The following is a 19271-nucleotide window of genomic DNA, read 5'->3' on the forward strand; positions in this document are numbered from 1 at the left end:
TCGCGAGCAGTATCCAGAGGAACCTCTTGAGCTGCATCTTGAGCCCTTTAATGATGATGACGCGGCAACCTTCCTAAGCGCCTCGCTTGGGGGCGAGACCGCCAAGGCGGTGGTCGGGCATTTCAACGCACGCGGGCTCAACGGACTACTTGGCAATCCGCAGACTCTCGAACTCATCGCCCGTGTTGCCGGATCGGGAAACCTGCCTGAGACACGTAGCGAGCTCTTCGAGCGAGCAATCGAAGTTTTGCGAGTCGAGCATCGAGATGCCAAGGCCGACGGTCAGCTCGCACGGGAGACAGGGCTTGATGCCGCAGGCGCTGCTTTTGCTGGCTTGATTCTTACTGGCAGCGAAGCCATCGTCCGAACGTCCGCAGCGAACGACGCTGAAGGCGAGGTGCAGCTAGCCGATATTTCCCGACTCTCTGAGGGAGAGTCCATAGATGCCATGCTTGGCACACGGCTGTTTAAAGCCGATGGTGCCGATCGCTTCGGCTATCTGCATCGCCGTGTCGGCGAATATCTGGGGGCTCGATGGCTTGCGAAGCAGGCTGATACCCCGCCTAAACGCAGGCGTCTCTTATCAATGTTCCACAGCCATGGACTCGTGCCGGCAAGTCTACGTGGCATTCATGCGTGGCTTGCTCGTGATCCGGCTCTTGCCCAAGCGGTGATAGCCGCTGATCCAATGGGCTTGATCGAGTATGGTGATGCCGACGATCTAACGGTTGAACATGCTCGTTCGCTTCTTGCGGCGCTGGAGCGACTGGCAGAAAACAGTCCTCGTTTTCGTGATTGGGGACCATATTCTGTGGGTGGAATCACACAGCCCGAGCTAATCGAAGACATACGGCGACTGATCAACGTTCCTAAAACACCGTTCAACCTACGCCTCCTTGTGCTCGAAGCGATTAAGGGACAGAAGATTGCTACAGAGTTAGCAGGAGATTTAAGGAGGATTATTCTCGACCCTCAGGCGGTTTTCGCGAGCCGGAGAGCAGCAGGTGAGGCGCTTGCCGAGCAAAATGGCGAGGATGATTGGCCGGCCATCCTCCGTACGCTGCACAGTTATGACGATCAGCTCTCGACTCGACTGGCCATCGACTTGGCTGAGGACATTGGCTATGAAGGGATCGACGACGATCTGATCGTCGACCTAGTGATTGCTCACGCTCTAAATGACGGTCGTACGATTGGCGTGTTGATGGGCCTGGAAAGACACCTTCCTGCCCCTAGGATCGGAGGTGTACTTGATCGCTTAGCCGTAGTGGTAAAAACGCTCGGCAAACCGTACGAACGCCCCGGGAATGAAGTCGTAACGGATTTCGCATATCACCTGATCGTGCGTGGCGTGGCAGCCGGTGGCGTTACTGCCGAAAAGCTTTGGTCTTGGATTGAACCATTTGATACCAGCGTTGGGTATCAGCGCGAATCTCGTCAGCAGCTAGATGCCCTCATCCGTAATGACGATAGCTTTCGCCAGGCCATACAGCGTCACGTACTGCTCGAACTGCCCAGCGATAAGAGTCCCTGGCAACTAGCATGGCGGTTGCGCCAGCGGTCATCTGGTTTTTCGCCGACAGCCGCCGACGTCCTCACCTTACTTGAAACGCTTGATCCTCTTAATCACAGCGATGAACGCTGGCGCGATTTGGTTCAACTTACTCCACATGGCAAAGAAATAGGGGTAGAGGTTCGTGCGGCCGCCAAGCCCTTCGCAGCACACAGCCCCGAACTATTGGAGTGGATAGACAAGCTTGCCACGCCGGTTTTACCCGAATGGGAGATCAAGCAGGCTGAAAACGAACGCATTCGCCGAGCAAAGCAAGCTGCAGCGCACGCAGAACACCGAAAGCAATATGTGGCTTGTATCGACCAAATGCGTTTAGGTGAATACGAAACAATCATTGCCCCCGCTAAAGCCTATCTCAACCTCTTCAACGATATTGGAGAAGATCTGCCTGCCCATAAGCGAATCTCTCAATGGCTTGGTGACGATATCGGCGACGTCGCGCATGTGGGGTTCGAAGCGTTTCTGGTGCTCGATCCACCTACGCCCACTGCGCAGGACATTGCAGAAAGCCTTGCACAAGGCAAGTACTACGAGGCTAGCTACATTATCGTTGCCGCACTCGCCGAGCGTTTTCGGAAGGGTATAGGGTTCGACGACCTTGCTGATGAGCGCCTGATGGCGGGGTTCTTCGAGCTGCGCCGTACCAGTATCGACGGTCATGCTGGAGTTGTCGGCCTCAGAGAGGCGATCGAGGCCGCTATCCAGGGTCGCGGCATCTGGGGGGAGGCGATGCGGTTCTACCATGAACCTCAACTTCAGGCTCGGCGTGAATCAGTAGACGGCCTCTATGCACTTGTACGAGACGAGGCTCATGCTGAGTTGGCTGCCGAGCTGGCTGCAGAATGGTTAGAGCGTTTTCCAGATATTCCGGTCGGGCCGGAAACAGAACTGATCGATCGGCTTATCCGCTCAGGACGATTCGAGGCGTTACGCCGCGCCGCCGCTGATCACGTAGGGCTGGCTGACGATGAGCGACGGCGAAATTGGGATGCGATTGGTCTTATCGTCGACTTTGAGCAGACTGTGGCGCGGCTTGAGGTGTCCCCGATCGAGCCCGAGCTATTCTGGCACTTGCGGCATCGCACAGGTGGACGTTTCGACGACGGTGCCAATATTGCCCTTAGCCCCGCACAGCTTGAATGGATCATCACGACCTTCCGCCCACTCTGGCCAATGGTGGAGCGTCCCAGCGGCCCTTCTGGGGGCGATACCAACCCTTGGAATGCAAGTGACCATATCGTTTATCTGATTCGTCGGCTGGGCAACGACTCCAGTGAAGGCGCGGCCACTGCGTTGATGCGCTTGAGGACCGCGCCGGCCGACGATTATTCCGAATCGGTCAAGATTGTGATCGCCGAGCAAGCGCGCATCCGTGTCGAAGCGGCTTACGCTCCTCCCACTCTCGAAGCGATCAATGCAATTACCCGTAATCTCCTGCCCGTTTCAGCCACCGATCTGCAGGCTTTGGTGCTCGAAGAACTCGCGATCGTCCAGGCTAAGATCAAGAGCGACGATGCCGAATCCTGGCGCGGCTTCTATGACGACAATCGTGTGCCCTTCGCGGAGGAGCGCTGCCGTGATCATCTGCTAGGGCTGCTTCGTCAGGGGACGAAAGGGATCACGTTTGATCCCGAAGCGCATGTCGCTGCAGATAAAGAAGTTGATATTGCCTGTTCGGCGGGGGGAATTCGAATGCCGATCGAAGTCAAGGGGCAGTGGCATTCGGAACTCTGGCGAGGCGCAGATATGCAGCTAGATGCACTCTACACGCGAGATTGGCAGGCAGAGGATCGCGGCATCTATCTCGTCCTCTGGTTTGGCAATCAGCAACAAGCGAGCAAGCGTCTTAAAAACCCAGGGCGAGGTACGAAAGCACCTCAAACAGCGGACGAATTGCGGGAGATGCTCATTACCGAAAGCAAATCAGCTCGAGAAGGGCGTGTCGTCATTTTCGTGCTTGATCTGGTGCGTTCTTAGCCGGAAACCAAATGGCTGACTGTGACAGGTACGTTCGGCCCTTCATGATCGTCGACTCTCGACCCATTATAGGCGATTCAGAACCGGCAGAACGCGACCAATTGCAGGCGGTTGGAATCTGTCCCCTTTTCGTTCATGTCCCCTTTTCGTTTTCTGGGCTATTGCGCCTGCTGTTCCCGTTAAGCCAACCCTAGCCGCCTGAGTGGCGTGACAATTGGTTATGGGGTTATTGGTTTGTGCTCGGTGCATTGTAGGATCAAGGAGTAATAATGGCGCTTTATAAATATGTAACAGCAGGAACAGCGGTAAGAATTTTGAAAGGAAGTATTCGTTTTACTCAGCCTGGTGCGTTCAATGATCCATTTGAGTTGCTTCCGCAGTTCCTGGTTTCAACCGAACTGGAGGACGTTGAGAGGAGTTTCCGTTTTTGTATGTATAGCCCCCGTAGGACGGGTCTTGATCGAAAGCGCAAGGTCTCTATCGAGGCAATCCAAGGAGACTTCCAAGCAAGAAAAATCGTCGCTTCCTTAAACGACAAAGTTGGTATTTTGTGTTTAAGCAAGAATCACGAAAGCCTTCTCATGTGGGCACACTACGCTGACGAATATGCCGGGGCAGTCGTAGAATTCGATGAAAGTCACGAGTTCTTTACAGGGCCAATTCCTGTCAAATATCAGACGCGTCGTCCGGTCTATGACTTAAAAGACTTTTACGATTGCACCATCCCCCTTGCGGACTTGTGTGTGAAGTCGAATGTCTGGAGTTACGAACGAGAGGTTAGGTTAATTCGCGCTCTCGCTGACTGCAAAGAAACAGGAGGCACTGCTGCTTCAGGCCACCCAATTTATGCCATGGATGTGCCAATAGAGGCGATTTCCGGGGTGATTTTGGGTGGAAGAATGAATGTAGATAATCAGAAGGAAATTTGGAATTTGGTGAAAGATACGAATATAGCTCTCTGCCATGCAGCAGTTGGTAACTGGGAGTACGGATTCATGCGGGAACCGATCAAATTCAAGGGGCCACTGGTGGGAACGCCAGTGGTCTCTCCGAGAACTGCTCTTATGTTTATTGATGAGCCTGGACCGTTGGGAGAAATGGCCAGATGGGTTCTTGCCAGTCATCCGATGATGCCGCTCGCTGAGCTAAGGGCATAAGCCCAGTAGCACCACCTAAACCCACTGGCCGAATTGGCAAGGAAGTGCCGGGGGGAGTGGGTTAGATAAGACCATCCAACGATGACCGGGGCATGTTTTCCACGGCATGACGAACTCGGAAAAGGGGACCGATTCTTTGCTAAACGCTCGCTACAGGCCGATTCTGTCTAAAACAGTCTCGCCGCGATTTTTGCCGACGAAAGAGCGTTAGTGACGTTGGAACCTGGCTCGCTCAGAAGTCGTATCTTTCTTGGTTTTTACGTGGAAACGGCAAAGTCGAGCGATTGTTGAGCTGCCGAACAGCAGCTCTCTCAGAGGCCGACGCTCTCCACAGAGTTAGCCGGAGGCAGACGCTGGTGGTCAGTTAAATCCAGAGCCGCAAGCGGGTGTGAATCAGGCTATCCAAAGCAAATTCTATAATCACTCTATGATTGACTATAAATTCCTATAAAGCTGACAACAGTGCGTTATATGTGGCAGTGCTTTTTGCACAAAACCTAGCTCAAGCTAAGCACAAGTGACGTTTAATTGGGTACCGGGCAAGGATGAGTTAGTCGAGTTCTTGGTTGCTACCTATGCAGGACGGACCGTTGAGTCAACGATATGTGCTACACAACTGGCTTCTGAGCGCAAACCGTATCGAAGACGAAAAAATGAAAGATGAAGTGTTTGCACTAGTTCTTGTTGGTATATTTACTGTTCTATAATAAAAGTCAGGAGACTTTGAGAGACCTCTGTGTTTGTGAGAGATCTGTTTTAAAATCGAATATTTATCGAAGCTGACCTTCGAAAAGGCTATTTTTTGAGGGGCTTCTGGTTTGTTAAATATTGCATTCAGCGCTAGCATAGTCTTCTCCGAGGGCTCCCATATTGCGTATTTCTTCAATTGAGTCCAGAGTAATTTGTTCGAATTCGCCATTTGGACCAAAGTACAGAATAGCCCCGAGACGCTGGCCTCTAATATTTAGTACTGTGCCAATTTGCGCAAGAGACGCGATTGGTGATGCCTGATAGCAACCATAAGAAATTCCCTTGCCGAATTTGGCGAGTCTGCTGACCGGATCTTTGATGCTCATGTCTAAGCTTTCATTTCCCCAATTTATCCCGCTAAGATCTCGAGTGCGGAGTGCTTTGTTTTCATTGGAGAGGAAAGAACGTATAGATTTTTCGTCACCTGACTTTATAGCTTGAAGGACTGGACCTATAATTCTTGTCACATCTTTATCGCGGCGTTCATCATTCATCCGGGTCGGGTCTTGTAGCGGGAAGTAGTTAGGGTATTTTTCTAGTGTTTTTCTATCGCTGGCGTTTATGCATATCTCATTAGCAAATTTCGGATTTGTTAGGGTCTGTGGGGCGAAGCTATTTAGTATAGAGTATTTTGCAATAGTAACATCTGTGTTTGTAAATGCCTTGCCTAATCCCTGCTCTAAATTTTTACATGCTAATTCGGCCTGTTTGAAAGTGCTGATGTTCTCTAGGTTGCTTGGTGTTACACCTTCGATACCCTTTCTTAGAAGTTCTAGCAAGGTTCCATGGTCAGGTATTTCTGTTCTGGCAAGCTGTGTAGAAATCACTTTGTAGTATGGTGTTGGAGTGTCGTTGGCTATGAAATGTGATTTCATTGTTTCTAGCCCGATTGTAAAGGATGCATATTTTTCTGAGTCGAGACTAGAACCGGTGGCAGCATTGTTTACTTGGGGTAGCTTGATTCTTAAGGCTTTAATGTTGCCTTTTCCAGGAATAACGCTTAATTGTTCTATTTTGGTGTCTTGTGTTGAGATGCTTACGTTGTCTTCCACACTTTTGCGAAGGCTTTCTGAAACATTCTTAAAGCCTTGGCTTGCAAGTTGTTTCACCATGAAGCCGTTAGTTCCAATTGATAGTATTTTCATCCCTTCTGAGAGAGAGCTTAGATTTTCAGATGCTTTGAAGTCAAATTTCTTCTTATGCCCGAATTCTAGTTTTATTGTTTGAGTGGCGTTAGGAGTTGCCACATTCCATGGGGAAAGTGAAGCGGAATACGTATAGCTATGGCATTTGTTAGCTTCATTGGCTTGCTTTGTCTCGTCTATAGCGAAGCTATATATCGGGGCCTTAATTTCGGATAGGCCTGAGTTTTCGAAGGTGATAATTGCAAAGACCTCTGTTGCATTTTTATAAAGAATTTTTCTAAAGTAATCGAGTAGTCCTTGGTCTATGCACTGATTTGATGATATGACTGTTTTTTCTGAAATACTTTTTAGGGATACGTAGTATTCGTTGTTCTTGAGTTCGTCTCTTTCGCTGTCAGACCAATACACCGGTTCAATAATGAACTCGGCAGGTCTAGGTGTGGTAGCAGGCTTCACGCATCCAAGAGTTGTAGTGCAGGCCAGCAGTGTGGCAACGGTTTTAGATAGAGTTAGTCCCGGCATATGATGCTCCCTGAGTAACTTAATGAAAAAAGAAGAACACGAGGACGGACTGTAGAAATCTAGAAGGACATTGAGGATCTGGCAAATAGCCATCGTTGATGAGGTTTTGTACGTTAGGCCCAAACACAGAAGTCGTTGGAGCAGCGACAGTGTTCAAAGTACAAGGCCACCGAAGGTGGCCTTGGTTTACGCCGCAATGAGTTGTCTGGCCAAGGCCATCTCAACCGAGTCACCGCCCTGGTTCAACGAGTCGAGTCCTGATTCCGATACGTCTCCCGACGTGCTCTGTGCCACGGCTATTTTCTTTGCCATCAGCTGCAGGCAGGTAATCTGTGAGCTGCTTGCATAGCCGAAGAACACCACCTGTACTGGCTGCCTTTGTCCGGAAGCTGACGCTGGTGGTCAGTTGAATCCAGAGCCGCAAGCGGGTGTGAATCAGGCTCTCCAAAGCGGATTCTATAATCACTCTATAATTGACTATAAAAGCCTATAAAGCCCACCCTAGAGCTGTCGTGCTACCCCTGCATGCCTCAGCGCGAAGCTGGAAAATTCCTTCCGACGCTTGGTGTCAGACTGTGCAAACAGGTGGTCAAGTCAGGGCAATTTCATAGTGGGTTGCAGGAGATATCCACTTGCTAGGCCCCTCTAACCGACTTTATTCCCAGACGTTAAAGCATTTCGTGGAAAAACCAGGGATCGAACCGACTTTGGATTTTTCCCCATAAGGCTGGAGGCCGCGCTGTCTTGGGGGGACAGTAGAACCGACTTCATTCCTGAATATCAGCAGTGCCAGCGTGGCCAGCAGGCCACCGCCGGGGCGTGCGGTGAGCGTCAGGCTGCCGCCATGGGCGCTGGCGATCTGCCGGGCGATGCTCAGCCCCAGGCCATAGCCGGCAGTGCCTTCGCCACGAGCTTCATCCCCGCGGTAGAACGGTTCCATGACACGTTCCAGCAGCGTTTCTTCGATACCCGGTCCGCGGTCGGCGATGCCGATACGCACCTGCTCATCGCGATCTTCGAGCTGAATTTCGATGGGGCCGCCGGCATGCCGCACGGCATTCTCCAGCAGGTTCTGCAGGCAGCGGTGCAGGCCACTGGCATGCGCCACCATGGGACGCGTGCTGCCATGGACCGTCACATCGGCGCCGAGATCATCGAAGTCCGCCTGCAGGCCCTGCAGCAGGGCGTCGATATCCACCTGCTCGCGAGCATCGTCCAACTCGCCGCTGCGCAGGAAGTCGAGGCTGGCCGAGACCATTTCCTCCATGCGTTGCAGGTCGTCGCGAAAGCGCTGACGGGTGGTTTCGTCGGCGAGCATTTCGGCACGCAGGCGCAGGCGTGTGATCGGCGTGCGCAGATCATGCGAAACAGCGGCGAAGAAGCGCGTGCGCTCGGCGATGCTGTCGATCAGGCGGCGCTGCATGACATTGAACGCCTGCGCCGCCTGGCGCACCTCGCGCGGGCCGTCGACTGGTAACGGCGGGCGGTGGATGTCCTGGCCGAGCGTTTCCGCCGCTGCGGTCATGCGCTGCAGCGGGCGCAGCACCAGGCGTACGGCAAACAGGGCGATGAGCACGACGACGACGATGCGTAGCAGGTAGATGCGGGTCAGGTAGTCGAGCAGCAGCGACAGCGGCGGGGTGTTCGTCCAGCCTTGTTCCTCGGTGGCCTGCAGGTAGAGTTGCGGGCCGCTGGCCAACTGCAGCTCCACCAGGAAGCGACCGCTGGCCAGGCCGGTGCCGAACAGCACCGGCAGACTGGCCGGGTGGCCGTCCTGATCGAGTACCTCGAGGCTCAGCAGGCGCAACCTGGGGCGTTCGCCAGTGCGTTGCTCGACCACTTCACGCAGCAGCGTTTCACGATTGCGATCGACCTTGTCCAGCACCGGTAAGCTCGGGGGATGTTCGAGCAGACGAAAGTCATCGGTTTGCAGGGCACTGATCAGCTCCAGCGCCTGATCCGGGTTGCGCCGGTCGAGCAGAATCAGGTCGGCCAGTCGTGTGGCCAGCAGGCGCGTGGGGATCTCCAGCACCTGGCCATGGCGCACTTCGTACCAGATGCTGCTGGTGAGGATCTGCGCAGCGAGCAGGCCGGTCACCAGGATCAGCACCAGGCGACCGGACAGCGAGTCGGGCCAGAAGCGCTTCACCCCTGTTGCACCTGCTCGACGGTCAGCGCATAGCCTTCGTTGCGCACGGTGCGAATCAGCTTGGGAACGCGTGGGTTGTCTTCCAGATGCTGGCGCAGACGGCTGATGCACACGTCGATGCTGCGGTCGAACGGTGCGCGTTCCTTGTCGAAGGCGTGGCCGAGCAGGAAGTCGCGGCTCAGCGGGCGGTTGGGGTGCTGCAACAGCAGGCGGAGCACGCGGTAGTCGGAATTGCCCAGGCTGATCACCATTCCGGCGGGTGAGCGCAATTGTCGCGTGGCAGTGTCCAGACGCCAGTCGGCGAAACGCAGGATGGTGGCCTCATCGAGGCGCGCCCGGTCCGGGAAGCTTTGTGTGCGGCGCAGCACCACCTTGATCCGTGCCAGCAGCTCGCGCGGATCGAAGGGCTTGCCCAGGTAGTCGTCGGCGCCCATTTCCAGGCCGACGATGCGGTCGACCAGGGTGCCACGCGCGGTGAGCATGATCACCGGCACATTGCTGCGCACACGCAGTTCGCGGCACAGCGAGAGGCCGTCCTCGCCAGGCAGCATCAGGTCCAGCACGACCAGATCGATCAGGTGTTCCTCGAGGCGTTTGCGCATCTCCACGCCCTGACTGGCAACGTAGGTCTGGTAACCGGCATCGCTCAGGTAGGTGGACAGCAACTGACGAATCTCGGGGTCGTCATCGACGATGAGAATGTGATTCGGTCGGGACATGGGTATCACCTGTGGGTGGGACGGGCACCTTACACCGGCCCCGCGGGAAAAATGTAATGGAATGTTGTGGCTGGCGTGTTCATGTCGCCATCGATACATCTGCCGGACAGGGGGAGAAGGGACTGTCGATAGTATTCGCCGAATACAAATGCGACTGATTGTATTTAAGGAATCTTGATGTCCCAAGTGCTCCCCGCTGCGCCCTCGAGTCTGTCCAGAACCCTGGCCCCGGCATTTGGCCTGATGCTGGGCGCCTGCGCTTTGCCGACGCTGGCCGACGACGCAGCGGTCGAACTGTCGGCCACCCAGGTGACCGGCCAGAACGTGCCATACAAGGCTGACCGCGCTTCCTCGGCGAAGATCGCCGTGCCGCTGCTCGATGCCCCTCAGAGCATCAACGTGGTGCCACGTGAGGTGCTCGAGGAACAGAATGCGCAGAGCCTGCAGGACGTGCTGCGCAACGTGCCTGGCATCACCTTCATGTCCGGCGAGGGCAATCTGGGCTGGGGCGATCTGTTCTCCATTCGCGGTTTTTCCTCGGAGCAGAGCCTGACCGTCGACGGGGTACGTGATTCCGGTATGTCCAGCCGCACCGACACCTTCAACCTGGAGCAGGCCGAGGTCTACAAGGGGACCGGCTCGGTGGAATCCGGCGTCTCGGCCATCGGCGGCAGCGTCAACCTGGTCAGCAAGCGCGCCCACCTCGGCGATGACGGCAAGCTGTCGGCAGGCATCGGCAGCGACAACTACAAGCGCCTGACTGCGGACATCAACCGCGAAATCAACGATACCAGTGCGGTGCGCATCAACCTGATGAAGCACGGCAATGCCGTGGCCGAGCGTGACGAAGTCGACTACGACCGTTGGGGCCTGGCCACCTCCTTCGGCTTCGGCCTGGGCAGCGACACCCGTTTCTGGCTCGATGCCTTCTACCAGAAGGACGAGAACACCCCGGACGGCGGTGTGCCGATCCAGCGTGGCAGCAACGGCAAGCGTATGCCCGGGGTATCGCGCGACGCCTGGTACGGCGACTCGAGCCTGTACACCCAGCAGACCGAAACGCGCTCGCTGACCGGCCTGTTCGAGTATGACCTCGATGACAGCACCATGCTGCGTAACCAGTTGCGCTGGCAGCAGACCGACAACTGGGCGGTGCTGTCGCCGGCGCGCTTCGTCGCCGCCAACGCCGATGGCAGCCGCACCTGCACCGGCACACGCTGCGCCAGCCTTGGCTATGTCGGCGTCGGTCCGGTCAGCTCGGTCAATGGCGTCAATTCCTACACCGACTACGCCAACAGTAGCGATACGCGCTATGGCTACCTGCGCGGCAGCGACTTCGGCCAGTCCAAGCGCTATTCGATCATCGACAACCAGACCGACCTGAGCTTCGCCTTCGCCACCGGCAGTATCGGCCACCAGGCGGTGACCGGCGTTGAGCTGTACAAGGAAACCTACGCCGGCCTGCACAAGAGCATGAAAGTGCCGGACGGCACGATGTTCTTCGACATGACCGACCCGGCCTATCACTTCACCTCTACCTATGCGCGCAAGGGCTACGGCGACCCGGCCACCGAGGTGAAGAACGCCGGCCTGTACGTCTCCGATACCCTGACCTTCAGCCCGCAATGGCAGCTGCTGCTGTCGTTGCGTTATGACCGCTGGAAGGTCAGCACCGAGAATGGCGGCAACGAAACCAATCGTCGTGACGACACCTTTGGCGGTCGTGCCGGGCTGGTGTTCAAGCCCGTGCACAACGGCAGCATCTACCTGTCCTATAGCCAGTCGGCGCAGCCTTCGGCCATCGGTGCCACCACCAATAATCAGGTCTACGGCGCGGCCAGCACGGCGAGCTACGAGCCAGCCAAGGCCAGCACCTACGAGCTGGGCACCAAGTGGGAACTGCTGGGCAAGCGTCTGGGCCTGACCGCCGCGATCTTCCGCACCGAACTGGAAAACAGCTGGGAGTACAGTGAAGGCGAGGCCACGCCGGTACGTGCGCTGCCGGCCAAGCGCGTCGACGGCATCGAGCTGGGTCTGCAGGGCGAGCTGACCTCGAAGTGGAGCGCCTACGCTGGCTTCGCGGCGATGAAGAGCCGCCAGACCAAGGGCACCAACAAGGGCGAGGAGGCGAAGAACGTTCCCGATCTGACCGCCAACCTGTGGACCACCTACGACCTCAGCAATGACCTCAGCCTGAGCTATGGCGCCAACTACGTGGGGCGTCGTCGCTACAGCGACAACAAATACGTCGGTGGCCTGAACAACAACAGCAGCTACGCCGACGGCCCCGGTGGCGTGTTCCCCATCTACACCCGTGACCATGAGAAGGCGCCAGGTTACTGGTTGCACAGCGTCGCCGCGCGTTACCGGGTGGATGCCAGCACCACGGTCAACCTCAACGTCGACAACCTGTTCAACAAGTACTACTACAGCCGCATCGGCGCCTCGCTCGATGGCTTCCAGCTGTATGGCGTGCCAGGCGCCGGACGTACCGTCACCGCCAGTGTGGATTACAGCTTCTGATGCTGATCGAAATCGAAGGGCTGCTCAGCGCCGAGGAACTGGACCAGGTGCGCCGGCAATTGCTGGCGCAACCTTGGGTCGACGGCAAGGCCACTGCTGGCGTGCAGTCGGCGCAGGTCAAGAGCAACCGCCAGCTGGACGAGGAAAATCCACTGGCCCGCCAGCTCGGTGAGCTGATCCTGCGGCGCCTGTCGGACAACGCGTTGTTCATGTCCGCTGCGCTGCCCAAGCGCATCTACCCGCCGCTGTTCAATCGTTACGGCGGTGGCGAGGCGTTCGGCTTCCACGTCGACAACGCCATTCGCGGCATCAAGGGCGTGCGCGAGCGGGTGCGCACCGACCTGTCGGCGACCCTGTTCCTGGCTGACCCTGCCAGCTACGACGGCGGTGAACTGGTGGTCCGCGACACCTTCGGCGAGCAGCGCGTGAAGCTGGCGGCCGGGCACCTGGTGCTCTATCCCGGCAGCAGCCTGCATCGTGTCGAGGCGGTCACACGCGGCGAGCGCCTGGCAGCGTTTTTCTGGATCGAGAGCCTGGTGCGCGAGGACAGCCAGCGGCAGATGCTGCTGGACATGGATGTGGCCATCCAGCGCCTCACAGCCCAGGGCGCCGACGATCAATCACTGCTGGAACTCACCGGCGTCTATCACAACCTGCTCCGCCGTTGGAGCGACACCTGAATCCACTCGAGGTCACCTGCGTGAACATTTCCCTGCTGCGGCGCGTCTGCGCGCTGCCTCTGTTGCTGCTGGCTCTGGCCGGCTCCGCCCATGCCGTGGAAGTCACCGACGTGCTCGGCCGCAAGGTCGAGGTGCCGGCCGAACCCAAGCGCGTGGTGCTCGGCGAAGGCCGGCTGTTCTTCGCCCTGGCCCTGCTCGACCGCGAAGCACCATTCAAGCGCGTGGTCGGTTGGCAGAACGACATGCGCCTGCTCGATCCGCATACCTATGAGGTGTATGCCGAGCAGTACCCGGCCATCGCTGACCTGCCGCTGATCGGTCAGGCCTCGGAGCAGAGCGTCAGCGCCGAGCAGATTCTGGCCCTCAAGCCCGATCTGGCCGTGTTCAGCATCGCCGGCGAAGGCCCGACCCAGCACAGCCCGGTGGCCGATCTGCTGGCTGCGGCGGGCATTCCCGTGCTGTTCATCGATTTTCGCGTGCACCCGATCAAGAACACCCGCGTCAGTCTGGAGGCCTTGGGCAAACTGCTCGGTCGCGAGCATGAGGCACAGGAATATCTGAGCTTCTATGACCGTCACCTGGCGCGCATCACCGATGCGCTTGTCGGCCTGCCCGAGGAGCAGCGACCCAAGGTGTTCCTCGAACTGCTTGCCGGTGTCTGGCAGGCGCCGGGTCACACTACCGGCAAGAGCGGCCTGGGCGGCGTGGTGGAGGCGGTCGGTGGGCGCAACATCGCCGCTGGCGTGGTGCCCGGGGCGCTTGGCGATGTCAGCGTGGAATACGTGCTGACCGCCGATCCGGATGTCTACATCGCTACCGGCAACCGTAACCCTGGCGTGTTGCTCGGTGCTGGCGTAGACGAGAAGACCGCCCGCGACAGTCTGGCGAAGATCACCGCGCGCCCGGAGTTCGCGCCGTTGCGGCCGATCCAGAACGGTCAGGCCCATGGTCTGTGGCATGACTTCTACAACTCGCCGTTCAACATCCTGGCGATCGAGAACATGGCGCGCTGGATTCACCCCGAGCGCTTCGCCGACCTCGACCCGCAGGCGACCCAGGCCGAGATCAACCGCTTCCTGGCTGTTGGCCTGGATGGCCACTACTGGATCGATGCAACGCCGTGAGTGCCTATCTGCAAAGCACCGCCGCGCCCGCGCTGGAGGCGGCAGCGCTGAGTTACCGCCGGCTGTTGCTGCGGCGTTGCGTATTGGTGGGGCTGTTGCTGGCCCTCTTGGTCTTCAGTGTGCTGACCGATCTGGCCAGCGGTGCCTCGGGCATGGGGCTGGGCCAGTTGCTGGCTGGCGTTCTCGACCCTGGCGCGTTGAGCCCCACCGAACGGGTGATCATCTGGAACGTGCGCCTGCCCTATGCCTTGATGGCGGTGCTGGTGGGTGCTGCGCTGGCGCTGGCTGGCGCCGAGATGCAGGCGATCCTCGATAATCCGCTGGCCAGCCCCTTCACGCTGGGGGTGTCCTCGGCGGCCGCGCTCGGCGCCTCGCTGGCCATCGCTTATCCGCTGGCCATCGACTGGCTCAGTCCGAGCGGCCAGGTGACGGTGGCGGCGTTCGTCTTCGCCTGCCTGTCGGTGCTGCTGTTGCAGGCCATGTCACGCCTGCGCGGTGCCGGTGTGGAAAGCCTGGTGCTGTTCGGCATCGCTCTGGTGTTCAGCTGCAATGCGCTGGTGTCGCTGCTGCAACTGCTGGCCACTGAAGACGTGTTGCAGCAACTGGTGTTCTGGACGCTCGGCAGTCTGGCGCGAGCCAACTGGGAAAAGCTCGGCATTCTCGCCGCGGTGCTTGCCGTGCTGCTGCCGTTTTCTCTGCGTGCGGCGCCAGGCATGACCCTGCTGCGCATGGGCGAGGACCGCGCACGCAGCTTCGGCGTCGACGTGCGCCGCTTGCGCTACGCCTCGCTGCTGCGCATCAGCTTGCTGGCGGCGACCGCGGTGGCCTTCGTCGGCACCATCGGTTTCGTCGGCCTGGTCGGTCCGCACATGGCGCGGCTGCTGGTCGGTGAGGATCAACGCTTCCTGCTGCCGGCCAGCGCGCTGGTCGGTGCCTTGCTGCTGTCGCTGTCATCTATCGCCAGCAAACTGATCCTGCCGGGTGTGATCGTGCCGGTGGGCATCGTCACTGCGCTGGTCGGCGTGCCGGTATTCGTCGTGCTGGTATTCCGCCGCGGGAGGCGCCTGTGAGTCTCAAGGCCGACAACATTGCGGTGGCCTACGGTCGCCGGCAGATCCTTCACGGTCTTTCACTGCCCGATTTACCGCCTGGCGGCCTGGTGGCGCTGGTCGGCCCCAACGGCGCTGGCAAATCGACCCTGCTGCGCGCCTTGGCCGGGCTGGAGCGGATGCAGGGCGAGCTGAGCCTGAATGGCCGTGACCTGACCCGGCTGAGCGCCGCCGAGCGCGCGCGGCTGCTGGCCTACATGCCGCAGCAATTGCCCCCCGGCATCGCCCTCGGTGTGCTGGAAAGCGTGATTGCCGCCTTGCGCGTGGGCAACGAGAGCGATGTGCTGCGCTCGGCCTTCGAGGCGCTGGCGCGGATCGGCATCGAGCATCTGGCCGAGCACTCGCTGGATGGTCTGTCCGGTGGCCAGCGGCAACTGGTTTCACTGGCCCAGCTGATCGCACGCAAGCCCCAGGTGCTGCTGCTCGATGAGCCGACCAGTGCGCTCGATCTGCATTACCAGCTGCGGGTGATGGACTGCGTCCGTGACCTGGTGCGCGAGCATCACCTGCTGGCGGTGGCGGTGCTGCACGACATCAATCTGGCCGCGGCCTGCGCGGACGTGATGGTGGTGCTGCACGGCGGGCGGGTATATGCCAGCGGCACGCCCGAGGCGATCCTCACGCCAGCGCTGCTGGCCGAGGTGTACGGCGTCGAGGCGCGCGTCGAGCGCTGCTCGCGCGGTCGCTTGCAGGTGCTGGTGGATCGGGCCATCAGTGGCGCTCGACAAGCCGTCAGCGCGGTAGCCGGTTAGTCTCCTCCTGGCGCAGTGTCAGCACCTGCACCCCAGTGGCGGTAACCGCCACGGTGTGCTCGAACTGCGCCGATAACCGGCCATCGCGAGTGACCACCGTCCAGCCGTCGCGCAGGGTGCGGACATCCGCCTTGCCCTGATTGAGCATGGGTTCGATGGTGAAGGTCATGCCTTCACGCAGCGTCAGCCCGGTGTTGGCTCTGCCCCAGTGCAGGACCTCGGGCGGTTCGTGCATTTCCCGGCCGATGCCATGGCCGCAGTATTCTCTGACCACTGAATAACCGTGGGTTCGTGCGTGCCTTTCGATGGCATGCCCTATATCGCCCAGGCGAGCGCCAGGGCGCACGGCCGCGATACCTTTGCACATCGCTTCATAGGTCACGTCGACCAGCTTACGCCCGGCTTCTGGAACCGCGCCAAGCAGATAGGTCTTGCTCGAATCGGCGATATAGCCGTTTTTCTCCAGGGTGATGTCGAAGTTCACCAGATCGCCATCGCGCAGAACGTCGTCAGCACTGGGCACGCCGTGGCACACCACTTCGTTGCGCGAGGTGTTCATGGCAAAGGCAAACCCGTACTGGCCCTTGCTCGCAGGGCGGGCTCCGAGCGTGTGGACGATGTAGTTATCCACAAGGGCATTGACCTCGAGTGTCGACCTGCCGAGCAGGTCCAGGCCATCGAGGTAAGTGAATACGGAGGCCAGCAGGCGGCCGGACTCGGCCATCAGGGCGATTTCCTGCGCACTCTTGGGCATGCCAGGGCCTCGGCGTTGACTGGCACCGCGACGCCGGCCGCACGCAGCTCGGCAGCCATGACTTCGTTGAAGCTCAATGTCGGATTCATTTCGCAGAGCATGCCGATGCGAATCCAGAAACCCGCCTGGGCATTGATGGAGCGACTCGACACGGCGCTCGCGCGGCGAATCTGATCATGCAGTTGGTCATCGATATTGACGATCCCCACGATGCTTGCCTCTATACGTTTCGTATATGAATCATATAGAAACGATCAGCAATTGCCATCCACCGATTGCGTCTGGCAATGCTGACCAAGCGTCTGCATCGCACCATCCTTTAAAATGCAGGTGCCATTCGCAGGCAGATGCACTCGAGTGGTCGGAAAATTGGAGTCATGTTGAAACAGGAGAGACGATGAAGCGCGCGGATGTAAAACGCAGAACGGCTGAGGGGATCACGTTCGACACCCAGATCATGGCCAATCCGGCCAATACTGCCGAATGGATCGTCTTCTTCAAGAAAGATGCCGGACGCAGCTTTTTTCTAGTGGATGCGGCGGAGCAGGTCGAGAGCTTTGCCTGCCTTGATGAATTGGTGGTGGAGTTGCGGGCGCTTGGCATCAAGCGGTTGGAAGTTCAGCTTTGAGCAGTTGCTAACAATTGGCGTGGATCATCCTGTGGATATCCTCGTGATACCTGGCTGAAACCGTTGTAGTCAGTGATCTCAAGCCAGTTGTACAAAAACTGATCCTCTTTTGAGCATTATCCACAAAGCTTTGGGGTAACTTCTTTTCTATCCTGTGGATAATCATCTGAAAGCCATTTGTATCAAGGGTTTCAGCGCTTTGTACAGTTTTTCGACAAACGCTGCTCAGTCTCGGTCGCTGCCTGGCCGATAGAGATGGCGATGTGTGGCGTTGTACAGTGCCGACTCTGCAAAGTGGTCGGGGTCCAATACGCGTCCGACAAGGATCAGCGCGGTGCGACGAAAGCCCTTGTTGGCGACTTTGCCTTCGATGTCGCTCAGAGTACCCAGCACCCAATCCTGGTCCGGCCAGCTCGCTTTGTGGATAACCGCTATGGGGCAGTCAGCGCCGTAGTGCGGCAGCAGTTCGCTGACGATGGCCCGCAACTGGCGTACGCCGAGGTGGATGGCCATGGTCGCGCGGTGGCGGGCCAGGTCGTGCAGTTGTTCACCCTCGGGCATCGGCGAGGTGGTGCCGTAGCGGGTGAGGATCACCGTCTGGGCGATGCCGGGCAGGGTCAGCTCGGCTTCCAGCAGCGCGGCGCAGGCGGCGGTGGCGGTGACGCCGGGGATGATCTCGAAGGGAATGCCGAGCGCGCGCAGCTCGCGAATCTGCTCGCCGATGGCGCCATACAGCGAGGGGTCACCGGAATGCACGCGGGCCACGTCCTGGCCGCGTTCATGGGCCTGGCGCAGCAGTGTGATGATCTCGCCCAGGTTCAGCTCGGCGGTGTTGACCACCTGCTCGGCACGGTGGCCCTGCAGCACGGCCTCGGGCACCAGCGAGCCGGCGTAGAGAATCACCGGGCAGCTGTGGATAAGGCGCTGGCCCTTGACGGTAATCAGCTCGGGGTCGCCGGGGCCGGCGCCAATGAAGTAAACGGTCATGCACGGGGTTCTCGGTCAAACTGCGCCAGCGCGCAGGTGGCGCTGGCGCTACGGGTTCTGTCGGCCAGCAGGCGGGCGTTGTTGCCCAGGCGCGCAGCCAGGGCCAAGGCGCAGGGTTCGGCGACGGCCGGGCTGCCGGTGGCGGCCAGGGTCAGCGCGCTGCCTGGCGTCGTCTGGTAGGGTGCCAACTGCTCCGGACTGAGCCAGGTGATGGGCAAGCCAAGACGCGCGGCGAGCTGCTGCAGGCCGGCTTCTTCCTGTTTATGGCTGATGCTGGCCAGCGCCGCGAGGTTATCCACAGTCTGCCCCTGTTGCTGCAGGCTGTGCTCGAGCAGGCTGTGCAGCTCGTCCAGGCTGCAGCCGCGGCGGCAACCCAGGCCGGCGACAAGGGCGCAGGCGGGGCGTGTGGTGTGCTCGGCGGGGCTGGGCATCATGAGGCAGATTCGTCTGGGGCAGGGCAGTAGCTCATCATGGCCCCTTGCCGGCGGTCAACCGCGATTGACCGGCCCAGCCGGGCTGCGTAGCCTTCACCGTTTCGAGGTTCTTGGCCGCCGGTTGCGGCCAAGCTAAGAGGGAACAGGGTCGATGCCCTGGCTGCCCCCGCAACTGTGAACGGTCTTAAACCCTTCGATATACCACTGCCAATGGCGGGAAGGTGAAGGGCGCACATCAGTGCAGACCCTGAGCCAGGAGACCTGCCTCGATCAACCGCCATTTGCTCG

15 protein-coding genes, 1 pseudogene and 1 riboswitch are annotated in these 19271 nt (G+C 58.8%); of the genes and pseudogenes, 8 read left to right on the forward strand and 8 right to left on the reverse strand.

Features of this window, described 5'->3' with window-relative positions:
* Both ACJRW5_RS17740 and ACJRW5_RS17745 read left to right on the forward strand, forming a co-directional pair.
* On the forward strand, nucleotides 1-3550 hold a 3550-nt coding region (locus ACJRW5_RS17740), incomplete at its 5' end, for an NACHT domain-containing protein (protein WP_484571812.1).
* A gap of 269 nt (nucleotides 3551-3819) precedes the next feature.
* Nucleotides 3820-4707: a DUF2971 domain-containing protein gene (locus ACJRW5_RS17745; RefSeq protein WP_484571813.1), complete on the forward strand. Its 888-nt coding sequence runs from the start codon at nucleotides 3820-3822 to the stop codon at nucleotides 4705-4707.
* Nucleotides 4708-5528: 821 nt separating this feature from the next.
* Here the strand turns inward: ACJRW5_RS17745 and ACJRW5_RS17750 are convergent.
* From ACJRW5_RS17750 to ACJRW5_RS17765, 4 genes and pseudogenes are all read right to left on the reverse strand, one after another.
* Nucleotides 5529-7124, reverse strand: a complete 1596-nt coding sequence (locus ACJRW5_RS17750) for a hypothetical protein (protein WP_484571814.1) — start codon at nucleotides 7122-7124, stop codon at nucleotides 5529-5531.
* A 186-nt stretch (nucleotides 7125-7310) separates the two neighbouring features.
* A pseudogene (locus ACJRW5_RS17755) lies at nucleotides 7311-7508 on the reverse strand (DNA topoisomerase III); the annotation flags it as partial.
* 271 nt (nucleotides 7509-7779) lie between these two features.
* A complete protein-coding gene (locus ACJRW5_RS17760; RefSeq protein ID WP_484571815.1) occupies nucleotides 7780-9273 on the reverse strand; it encodes an ATP-binding protein in 1494 nt (497 codons plus the stop codon).
* Complete coding sequence (locus ACJRW5_RS17765; protein ID WP_484571816.1) at nucleotides 9270-9992, reverse strand: response regulator; 723 nt, start codon at nucleotides 9990-9992, stop codon at nucleotides 9270-9272. The genes ACJRW5_RS17760 and ACJRW5_RS17765 overlap by 4 nt, the downstream gene beginning before the upstream one ends.
* Before the next feature lie 177 nt (nucleotides 9993-10169).
* On the opposite strand from ACJRW5_RS17765, the gene ACJRW5_RS17770 reads away from it, so the two are divergent.
* Genes ACJRW5_RS17770 through ACJRW5_RS17790 form a run of 5 tightly spaced genes read left to right on the forward strand, consistent with a single transcriptional unit; the run spans nucleotide 10170 to nucleotide 16180 of the window.
* A complete protein-coding gene (locus ACJRW5_RS17770) occupies nucleotides 10170-12515 on the forward strand; it encodes a TonB-dependent receptor (RefSeq protein WP_484571817.1) in 2346 nt (781 codons plus the stop codon).
* A complete protein-coding gene (locus ACJRW5_RS17775) occupies nucleotides 12515-13195 on the forward strand; it encodes a Fe2+-dependent dioxygenase (protein ID WP_484571818.1) in 681 nt (226 codons plus the stop codon). The genes ACJRW5_RS17770 and ACJRW5_RS17775 overlap by 1 nt, the downstream gene beginning before the upstream one ends.
* Nucleotides 13196-13215: 20 nt before the next feature.
* A complete protein-coding gene (locus ACJRW5_RS17780; RefSeq protein WP_484571819.1) occupies nucleotides 13216-14319 on the forward strand; it encodes an ABC transporter substrate-binding protein in 1104 nt (367 codons plus the stop codon).
* Complete coding sequence (locus ACJRW5_RS17785) at nucleotides 14316-15389, forward strand: FecCD family ABC transporter permease (protein ID WP_484571820.1); 1074 nt, start codon at nucleotides 14316-14318, stop codon at nucleotides 15387-15389. The genes ACJRW5_RS17780 and ACJRW5_RS17785 overlap by 4 nt, the downstream gene beginning before the upstream one ends.
* Entirely contained in the window at nucleotides 15386-16180 is a 795-nt protein-coding gene (locus tag ACJRW5_RS17790; protein ID WP_484571821.1) for an ABC transporter ATP-binding protein, read from the forward strand. The genes ACJRW5_RS17785 and ACJRW5_RS17790 overlap by 4 nt, the downstream gene beginning before the upstream one ends.
* Here the strand turns inward: ACJRW5_RS17790 and map are convergent.
* Nucleotides 16161-16934, reverse strand: a complete 774-nt coding sequence (map, locus tag ACJRW5_RS17795; protein WP_484571822.1) for a type I methionyl aminopeptidase — start codon at nucleotides 16932-16934, stop codon at nucleotides 16161-16163. The genes ACJRW5_RS17790 and map overlap by 20 nt on opposite strands.
* Nucleotides 16904-17143: a ParD-like family protein gene (locus ACJRW5_RS17800; RefSeq protein WP_484571823.1), complete on the reverse strand. Its 240-nt coding sequence runs from the start codon at nucleotides 17141-17143 to the stop codon at nucleotides 16904-16906. Before ACJRW5_RS17800 ends, map begins: the two co-directional genes overlap by 31 nt.
* A gap of 188 nt (nucleotides 17144-17331) precedes the next feature.
* Between ACJRW5_RS17800 and ACJRW5_RS17805 the strand changes: the two genes are divergently transcribed.
* The gene (locus ACJRW5_RS17805) at nucleotides 17332-17562 is read left to right on the forward strand and encodes a hypothetical protein (RefSeq protein ID WP_484571824.1); all 231 of its coding nucleotides are present in this window, start codon (nucleotides 17332-17334) and stop codon (nucleotides 17560-17562) included.
* A gap of 225 nt (nucleotides 17563-17787) precedes the next feature.
* Here the strand turns inward: ACJRW5_RS17805 and cobM are convergent, their stop codons facing one another.
* Together cobM and ACJRW5_RS17815 are read right to left on the reverse strand one after the other, a co-directional pair.
* Nucleotides 17788-18549 (reverse strand): precorrin-4 C(11)-methyltransferase, encoded by a 762-nt coding sequence (cobM, locus tag ACJRW5_RS17810; protein WP_484571825.1) that lies wholly within the window; start codon nucleotides 18547-18549, stop codon nucleotides 17788-17790.
* Complete coding sequence (locus ACJRW5_RS17815) at nucleotides 18546-18983, reverse strand: cobalamin biosynthesis protein (RefSeq protein ID WP_484571826.1); 438 nt, start codon at nucleotides 18981-18983, stop codon at nucleotides 18546-18548. The genes cobM and ACJRW5_RS17815 overlap by 4 nt, the downstream gene beginning before the upstream one ends.
* A gap of 87 nt (nucleotides 18984-19070) precedes the next feature.
* A riboswitch (cobalamin riboswitch) is annotated at nucleotides 19071-19266 on the forward strand.
* Nucleotides 19267-19271: the final 5 nt, after the last annotated feature.

Origin of the sequence: Pseudomonas pichavaramensis (assembly GCF_050473265.1) — a bacterium.
Lineage (GTDB): Bacteria > Pseudomonadota > Gammaproteobacteria > Pseudomonadales > Pseudomonadaceae > Aquipseudomonas.

Bases quoted from the DNA above. Each gene is read 5' to 3' on its own strand.
- ACJRW5_RS17745 (WP_484571813.1), top strand. From the start codon at position 3,820: ATGGCGCTTTATAAATATGTAACAGCAGGAACAGCGGTAAGAATTTTG.
- ACJRW5_RS17750 (WP_484571814.1), bottom strand. From the start codon at position 7,124: ATGCCGGGACTAACTCTATCTAAAACCGTTGCCACACTGCTGGCCTGC.
- ACJRW5_RS17765 (WP_484571816.1), bottom strand. From the start codon at position 9,992: ATGTCCCGACCGAATCACATTCTCATCGTCGATGACGACCCCGAGATT.
- ACJRW5_RS17770 (WP_484571817.1), top strand. From the start codon at position 10,170: ATGTCCCAAGTGCTCCCCGCTGCGCCCTCGAGTCTGTCCAGAACCCTG.
- ACJRW5_RS17775 (WP_484571818.1), top strand. From the start codon at position 12,515: ATGCTGATCGAAATCGAAGGGCTGCTCAGCGCCGAGGAACTGGACCAG.
- map (WP_484571822.1), bottom strand. From the start codon at position 16,934: ATGCCCAAGAGTGCGCAGGAAATCGCCCTGATGGCCGAGTCCGGCCGC.
- ACJRW5_RS17805 (WP_484571824.1), top strand. From the start codon at position 17,332: ATGAAGCGCGCGGATGTAAAACGCAGAACGGCTGAGGGGATCACGTTC.
- cobM (WP_484571825.1), bottom strand. From the start codon at position 18,549: ATGACCGTTTACTTCATTGGCGCCGGCCCCGGCGACCCCGAGCTGATT.
- ACJRW5_RS17815 (WP_484571826.1), bottom strand. From the start codon at position 18,983: ATGATGCCCAGCCCCGCCGAGCACACCACACGCCCCGCCTGCGCCCTT.